Here is a 6,593-nt window from a genome sequence, read left to right as displayed (position 1 = left end):
CCTGCTTGAGCAGCGCGGCGATGGTATCCCGGCCCACCGCGTGGCCCTGGGCGGCCAGTTCACCCGCCAGGTGGCGCAGCGACTTCGTCGTCCACGTCAGCGGCCGTATGGGATCACCCTGGGTACTGTCCTCGACCAGGGCCAGTAGTGCGGCCCGCAGCCCCGGATCCTTCTCGGCCGCGGCCGGACGGCCCGCGCCGGCCCGGCGGGTACGGCCGTGTGGCGCGGGATCCTCCTCCAGCTCGGCCAGCCCACGGGAGACGCAGCCCTTGGAGACTCCTGCCGCCTTCGCGACGGCGGCGATCCCACCGTGACCGAGTATCCGGGCCTCCGCCCCGTACAACAACCGACGCTGACGCTCGTCCAGATGCGGCGTCACCACCTCCAGCTTCGCCCGCAACGGACCGATCAACTCATCGAAACGCCCCATACCACATCAACGATCCGAAGGCTCGGAAGCAACCCGTAGAAAATCGACGGCCCCGCTACGGCAGCGTCGTCCACGACCCAGAAGCCATCCTCGACGCCGAGATCCCACTGGACCGGGAGCCTCATGAACACCTCGTGGAAACGGTGCTCCGGTGGCGGGGCGATGGCACCACTCCGCCACCGGCCGATCTCGACCAGATTGCCCTCCAACTCATCGGCTACGCACGCATGCTCCTGGAGGACGTCAACACGGCGTGCACAGACCTCTCCCCGTCCATCCCAGCGGCGATGCTCGGGCGGATCACCTGCGACGAGGCCCGACGACGCCTCGACTGCCGCCAGCCACCCGGAGGCCGGCTCGTGCTCGTTCAGTCCAGGGCCCGGCTCGTCAAAGCCCTGCACCAAGCGCTCGACCGCGCAGAGGAAACCCAGCGCCCCGCGGCCACGGCCGCGCCTTGAACCCCCGTGGACGGCTCGTTTCACGCTTCCAGCCGCCAGCGGGCGTGCGGGCGGCTTCGATCTCTTCGAGCGATGGCGTTCACCGGCTCACCCGCCGATCGGCCCGGCCGGTGTGCAGGAACTGCGCCCGCCCGTTCCCGTCGTCACCGACGAACGCGTGCACCATGTGCATGCCGTGCTGCGGCTCGGCCGGGATCAGCTTGTCGCCGTCGTACGCGACCAGTTCGATCCTTTCCGACGGACCGCCGTCGAGCTCGACAAACACCCCCTTCGGGTTCCGCTGGACCCACAGCCGGCCGTCGGCGTCCTCGCTGACCACGGTGTCACTGACGGACGACGAGTACTCGCCCACGAACCTCGCCGTCTCGACGCGTGGGGCGTTGGCGTCCGGCACCGGGAGCGCCGGCATTTCCACTCCGGCCAGCTCGCGCAGCACTCGGCCGACGAGTTCGACGTACAGCGGGAGCGGGTTGCCGCCGTTGGTCAGCAGTGCCACCGCGATGTCGTGGTCGGGAACCACCCGCAGGAAGGCGGACTGGCCGAGCGTGCCGCCGTCGTGGCCGACCACCGCGCCGCCCGGCCAGTCGAAGAGCGACCAGCCAAGTCCCCAGGCGTCGCCCATCAGACCGAGATCCAGCAGGTCCACCTCGCGGTGCCGCATGGCGAGCGCGCTCTCCGGCGTGAGCACCGCCGTCCCATCGGGCCCCCTGCCCCCGTCGAGATGCATCCGCGCGAACGTCAGCAGGTCCCGCGCTCGCATCGCCAGCATCGATCCTGCGGGCGCGTTCGACCGGGGCAGTGCCCAGGCCTGCGCGGGCTGCGGCTCGGCACCCTGCTCCGGCGAGAGGTGCCCCGACGCGGCACGGAACCTGACAGCCTCGTACGGGCTGGGGGCGGCGTGGGTCAGCCCCAGTGGCGTGAACAGGTGGTCGCGCAGGCAGTCGTCGTAGGACTTGCCGCGCAGCACCTCGACGATGCGTCCGAGCACACAGAAGGCGGCGTTGTTGTACGAGAACATCTCGCCCGGCGCGAACAACTGGGGCACGCCGGCGAGGAGGGTGACGAGCTTGTGCACCGCGTCGTCGCCGCGTCCGGTGTCGAGGAAGATGTCGCCCTCGAAACCGGAGGTGTGGCACATCAGCTGACGGACGGTGATCTTCGCGGATGCTGTCTCGTCACCGACGGCGAATCCGGGCAGGTACGCCCGGACCGGCGCGTCGATGTCGAGCGCGCCTTCGTCGACGAGCTGCATCGCCAGCGTGGTCGTCCAGACCTTGGTGATCGAACCGATCTGGAAGACGGAGTCCGCAGTGGCCTCGACGCCGGTGTCCTTGTTCAGTACCCCGGCCGCGCGGTCGATCACCTCGCCGTGTGCGTATACGGCGATCGATGCGGCCGGCACCTTGTACTCGGCCAGCAACTCGGGAAGGCGACTTTCCAACCAGCTACAGAGTTCATTGAGTTCGGGCATGTGCACCTCTTGTCTCTGCGAGGGAGAACGGGTGATTCCGGGAGGGTACGACCTACGCGCGCGTGGCCGATTCGTGAGAAACGACGAGAACTGGCGGAACCTTCATCGCGGCCGACGAAACACCCGGCCGCCGGTATGGGTTACCGCCGAAGCCAGTCCACCGCCCGGGCGGCGGCGAACCCGATGAAGGCGTCACGCTCGGGAACTCTCGATCGGGCGTCGACGGCCCTGGTGAAGACACCGACTGCGTACCGGCCGCCGTCCGGGTACTCCACCACCCCGATCTCGTTGCGCAGCGAGGGCAGCGTTCCGGTCTTGCCGCTGATCCTGACGTCGTCGTCCGCGAAGCCGGAGCGCAGCCGGTGCGGCCACAGCTGCAGTTCCAGCCAGCGCCGGACGTCGGCGCACGCCGCCGCGGGCGCTGCTTCGTCTCGCCAGATCAGGCCCAGCAACCGGGTGCTTTCCGCGGCGGTGGTCCGGCAGGTCTCTTCGGGTGTCAACGCACGCAGCCTGGCGAGTTGTTCGGCCGGCAACGCGGCCAGGATCCGTTCGTCGTCCTGGTAGTCGATCCCGAGATCCTCGCCGATCGTGCGCAACAGCTCCCCGCAGTCGTGGGGGACGGCCGTGTGCGGGAGGCCGAGCCGCCGCAGCGTCTTGGCGACCGCGGCCTTTCCCACCTTCCCGAGGATCAGGTCCGTGGCGACGTTGTCGCTGATGCCGATCATCAGGACGGCCAGGTCGTACCAGGACATCGTGACGTCGTGGCGGAACGTCGCAAGGCCGTACGGGCTGGCGGTCGGATGTCCCGGTGCCACCGCGATCCGCTCGGCGAGGTCGAATTCACCGTCGGCCGCCTGCCGGGCAAGCTCCACTGCCACGGGAACCTTGAACACGGACGCGGTGACCACCGGCTCCTCGGCGTCGATACCCATCTGTCGCGGGCCGTCCAGATCGGCCGCGTGCAGCCAGACGCGGACGCCGACTTCCGCCGCTCGGGCGGTGATTGTCGCGATCAGTTCCGATTCGGTGACCATGGGGTGATCCCTTCTGTCTGTCCGGTGCGGACTTTCTGTCCGGACCGGATCTGTTTGCTGGTGCGCCGGCCGGCTACTTGGTGCCGGTCGGCGGGAAGTTGAACTGTTCGGCGCGCTGCGGGACCCAGAACGCGATCAACGCGGTGAGCAGCGTGGTGCCGATCAGGAAGCCGAACGCCGCGGTGTAGGAGAACGCGTCCGCCAGCCAGCCCATCGCCAGCGGCGCGATGACTCCGGCGACCTGGCCGCCGAAGTTCGTCATCCCGGCACCGAGTCCGGCCACCGCCGTGGGAAGCACCCGCAGCGGAAGGCCGAAGACGCACATCGTCGCCATCCCGAACACTCCGACGGCCAATGTCTCGTAGACCGTGAATGTCGCCGCGCTGCCCGCCGACACCATCAGGGCGAGCAGGACCGAGGTCACCGTCGCGATGGACACCAGGTACCACCTGGCCTTGTCATGGAAGTACCGGTCGAACAGCCAGCCGCCGAAGATGGTCGTCGTGAAGCCCACCAGACTCGGGATCGCCGACAGCACGCCGGTCGCGTTCAGCGACAGGTGTCTGGCCTCGAGCAGATAGCTGGGCACCCAGGTGACCAGGCCGTAGCTGAGCATGTTCATCGCGCAGAACAGCACCGCGAACTTCCACACGGCCGGGGACTTCAGCACTTGCGCACGCGAGACTTCGGGCGTCGTCACCGCCGTTTGCGGGAGCCGGCTGAGCCGGTCCGGCAACGCCTTGGGCAGGAGCGCCCACAGCCCGATGCCGATGGCCGCGCCACAACCCGCCATCCAGAGGAAGGTGTGCCTCCAGCCGATGGCTGTCAGCAGTGGGGCGACGAGCAGGGGTGCAAGGCCGGCGATCCCACTGGCGGACAACATCACGCTGGTGGCGGTTCCGCGTCTCTGCGGTGTCGTCCGTTCCGCGATGGCTTTGAACGACGCCGCCGGAAAGGCTCCCTGACAAGCACCGAACAGGCCACGGAACAGCAGGAGCAGACCGAAGGTGCCGGCCATTCCGGTCAAAGCGGTGAACAGCGACCACAGCACGAGCGTGATCAGCATTGGTTTGCGGGAGCCATACCGATCGGCCAGGTAGCCAGCCGGTATCTGGCAGATCATGTAGACCAGCGCGAAGACGGTGACCAGCGAGCCCTGCGCGGTCTTGCCGAGATGGAACTCCTCTCCGATCGACGGCAGAGCCATGCTGATGGAGAACCGGTCGATGTAGTCGATCGACCAGGCGCACAGCATGACCACCATCGTGATCGTTGCTGTCCGGTTGACCCGCTCAGGTGTCCAGGTGTCCTCGGTGACCACCGCGGTCATGGTTGCCTCCGTACCGCTGCGTCGGGGGTGATGGCCCATCCTGGACATCAGGAGACGCAGCGGATTCGTGGAGTTCCACAAACCTTCAGGTGGTGTTCGGGCGGTGCGGACGAATGTTGACTCGTTGCGGCGTTCGGCTTCTGCTCATGGTGCCGGGCGTGTGGAGCCGGAGTTGCAGCATCGCCGCGAACCGCTCGCCAGGGTCGTCGAGGTTGATCTCACCGACCTCTGCGACCCGTCGCAGTCGGTACCGGAAGGTGTTGGGGTGCACGTACGCCGCGGCGGACGCGGCGGCCACGTCGCCGAAGGCGTCCAGCCAGCACGACAGCGTGTGGACGAGTTGCGACTGGTGCCGGGCGTCGTAGTCGAGCAGGCGGGCGACGGGCCCGGTCGCCACGTCGCCGCGCGCGGCGGCCAGATCGGCGAGGTCCAGCATGAGCGCGTCGACGTGGACGTCCTCCGCCGTGGCCACCCGCCGGGCGCCCTCGTTGGCGAGCAGCACCCGCAGCGCCCGGTCCGCGCCGTCGCGCGAGCGGCTGAGTCCGGAGCCGTCGAGTGCGGGCGGGCCGATGCCGATCGCCGCGTCCACGCGCTGCCCGGTGCGCTCCAGGAAGGTCGACGCGACGCGGATCGACCGCTCCTGGCAGTCCGCCCGGCCTCCCGGCATCGGCACGATGCCGTAGGCCACGTCGCCCACCAGCGCCACGGCCGAGCGCGCCTGGACCGCACTCAGGTGCATGGCCAGCGCGTCCGCGACCCGCTGGCGATCCGCGACCCGGCGCAGACCGTCCTCCGTCGACGGATCGGCGTCCGAACCACCGAACAGACCCAGTGCCAGCACGATCGCGGGCTGCCCCACCAGCCCGAGCCGCGCAATCGCCTCCGGTGCCCCCGAGCCGCCTTCGAGGGCGGTGCTCACCAGGTCGGCGCGCAGGCGGCGTTCGACATCGGCGCCCGCACGCAGACGCAACATGTGGAGCGCGACGAGCTTGCCGGCGTCGATCAGCGCCTGCGTCCGCTCTTCGGACAAGGGCCCGGGCACCGCCGCCCAGATCGAGCCGAGGATCTCGTCGCCGGCCCGCACCGCCAGCGCCACCCGGGGAACGGTCATCGTCTCGTCGTGGAGCGGATCGACGTACACAGGTGTATGGCCGCGATGGAGACGCTCGAAGACGCCGTTGCGCGCCAGGCCAAGCGTGAACCGTTCCGGTACCTGGCGGCCCAGGATCGTCTCCACTCGGGACTGGTCGGCCTCGTCCTGGCGGCCGGAGAAGGCAAGCACCCGTGAGCTGCGGTCCTCGATGGTGACCGGCGCGTCCAACAGCGCGGCCACGGCGTTGGCCAGCGCGAACAGGTCGCCCGACGGCATGCCGCCCAGCGTCTGCGGTGAGATGTCGCCGATGTCTCCCTCGACGAGCAGGGTGCGGAGCATGGCGGCGACCTGCGCCCACGAGGCGCCTCGGGTGAGTCCGAGCAGTGCGACGCCGGACTCGTCGGCGGCCCGCCGGATTTCCACGGTCGCGGTGAAGGGTGACCGGACGACGAGCGCCGCAGCGCCCTTGCGGCCGAGTTCGTACAGGAGGCGGACCACGTCGTCCGGTTCGTGGAAGCCCACCCCCAGGACGACGGCCTGGGCGGGGAACTGCGCCTCGTCGAGCGGGTCGTGGATGACTACGCCGCTCAGCTGCCGGCGCGTGCCCCCGCCGCCGGCTATCGACTCCAGCAACACGTTCCCCAGGTCCTCGAGAACGCGCGCCAGGCTTGTGTGTGGCTTGCCAGACGTCGGTGTCAGCACCGCCCAAAGGTAACTCCGACCGCACCGGAACCTGTTGGTCCGATCCGACCGGATTTCACGGCGAGTTCGTCGCGT

At 69.2% G+C, this 6,593-nt stretch carries 6 protein-coding genes; 1 reads left to right on the top strand and 5 read right to left on the bottom strand.

What is annotated here, in order from left to right; genetic code table 11:
- Nucleotides 1-430 (bottom strand): ISAzo13-like element transposase-related protein (locus ACZ7IB_RS43635; protein WP_470920518.1); only part of this gene is annotated, 430 nt, incomplete at its 3' end.
- A 134-nt stretch (nt 431-564) separates the two neighbouring features.
- Between ACZ7IB_RS43635 and ACZ7IB_RS43630 the strand changes: the two genes are divergently transcribed.
- On the top strand, nt 565-888 hold the full coding sequence (locus ACZ7IB_RS43630) for a DUF6415 family natural product biosynthesis protein (RefSeq protein WP_470920516.1): 324 nt from the start codon (nt 565-567) through the stop codon (nt 886-888).
- A 79-nt stretch (nt 889-967) separates the two neighbouring features.
- Here the strand turns inward: ACZ7IB_RS43630 and ACZ7IB_RS43625 are convergent, their stop codons facing one another.
- The 4 genes from ACZ7IB_RS43625 to ACZ7IB_RS43610 all read right to left on the bottom strand — a co-directional run bounded on the left by ACZ7IB_RS43625 (nt 968) and on the right by ACZ7IB_RS43610 (nt 6,452).
- Nucleotides 968-2,359 carry a serine hydrolase domain-containing protein gene (locus ACZ7IB_RS43625; protein WP_470920514.1) on the bottom strand — a complete coding sequence of 464 codons (1,392 nt, stop codon included), beginning with the start codon at nt 2,357-2,359 and terminating at the stop codon, nt 968-970.
- A 140-nt stretch (nt 2,360-2,499) separates the two neighbouring features.
- Nucleotides 2,500-3,393: a serine hydrolase gene (locus ACZ7IB_RS43620; RefSeq protein ID WP_470920513.1), complete on the bottom strand. Its 894-nt coding sequence runs from the start codon at nt 3,391-3,393 to the stop codon at nt 2,500-2,502.
- A gap of 73 nt (nt 3,394-3,466) precedes the next feature.
- A complete protein-coding gene (locus tag ACZ7IB_RS43615; protein ID WP_393702738.1) occupies nt 3,467-4,723 on the bottom strand; it encodes an MFS transporter in 1,257 nt (418 codons plus the stop codon).
- 85 nt (nt 4,724-4,808) lie between these two features.
- A complete protein-coding gene (locus ACZ7IB_RS43610; RefSeq protein WP_470920510.1) occupies nt 4,809-6,452 on the bottom strand; it encodes a helix-turn-helix domain-containing protein in 1,644 nt (547 codons plus the stop codon).
- Nucleotides 6,453-6,593 lie beyond the last annotated feature (141 nt).

It is taken from the genome of Streptomyces sp. NPDC037301 (genome assembly GCF_055602785.1).
Note: the sequence above shows the minus strand (reverse complement) of the source record. Positions and strands in the feature narration are given on the sequence as shown.

Coding starts and splice junctions, on each gene's coding strand:
- ACZ7IB_RS43625 (WP_470920514.1), bottom strand. CDS start 2,359: ATGCCCGAACTCAATGAACTCTGTAGCTGGTTGGAAAGTCGCCTTCCC.
- ACZ7IB_RS43620 (WP_470920513.1), bottom strand. CDS start 3,393: ATGGTCACCGAATCGGAACTGATCGCGACAATCACCGCCCGAGCGGCG.
- ACZ7IB_RS43615 (WP_393702738.1), bottom strand. CDS start 4,723: ATGACCGCGGTGGTCACCGAGGACACCTGGACACCTGAGCGGGTCAAC.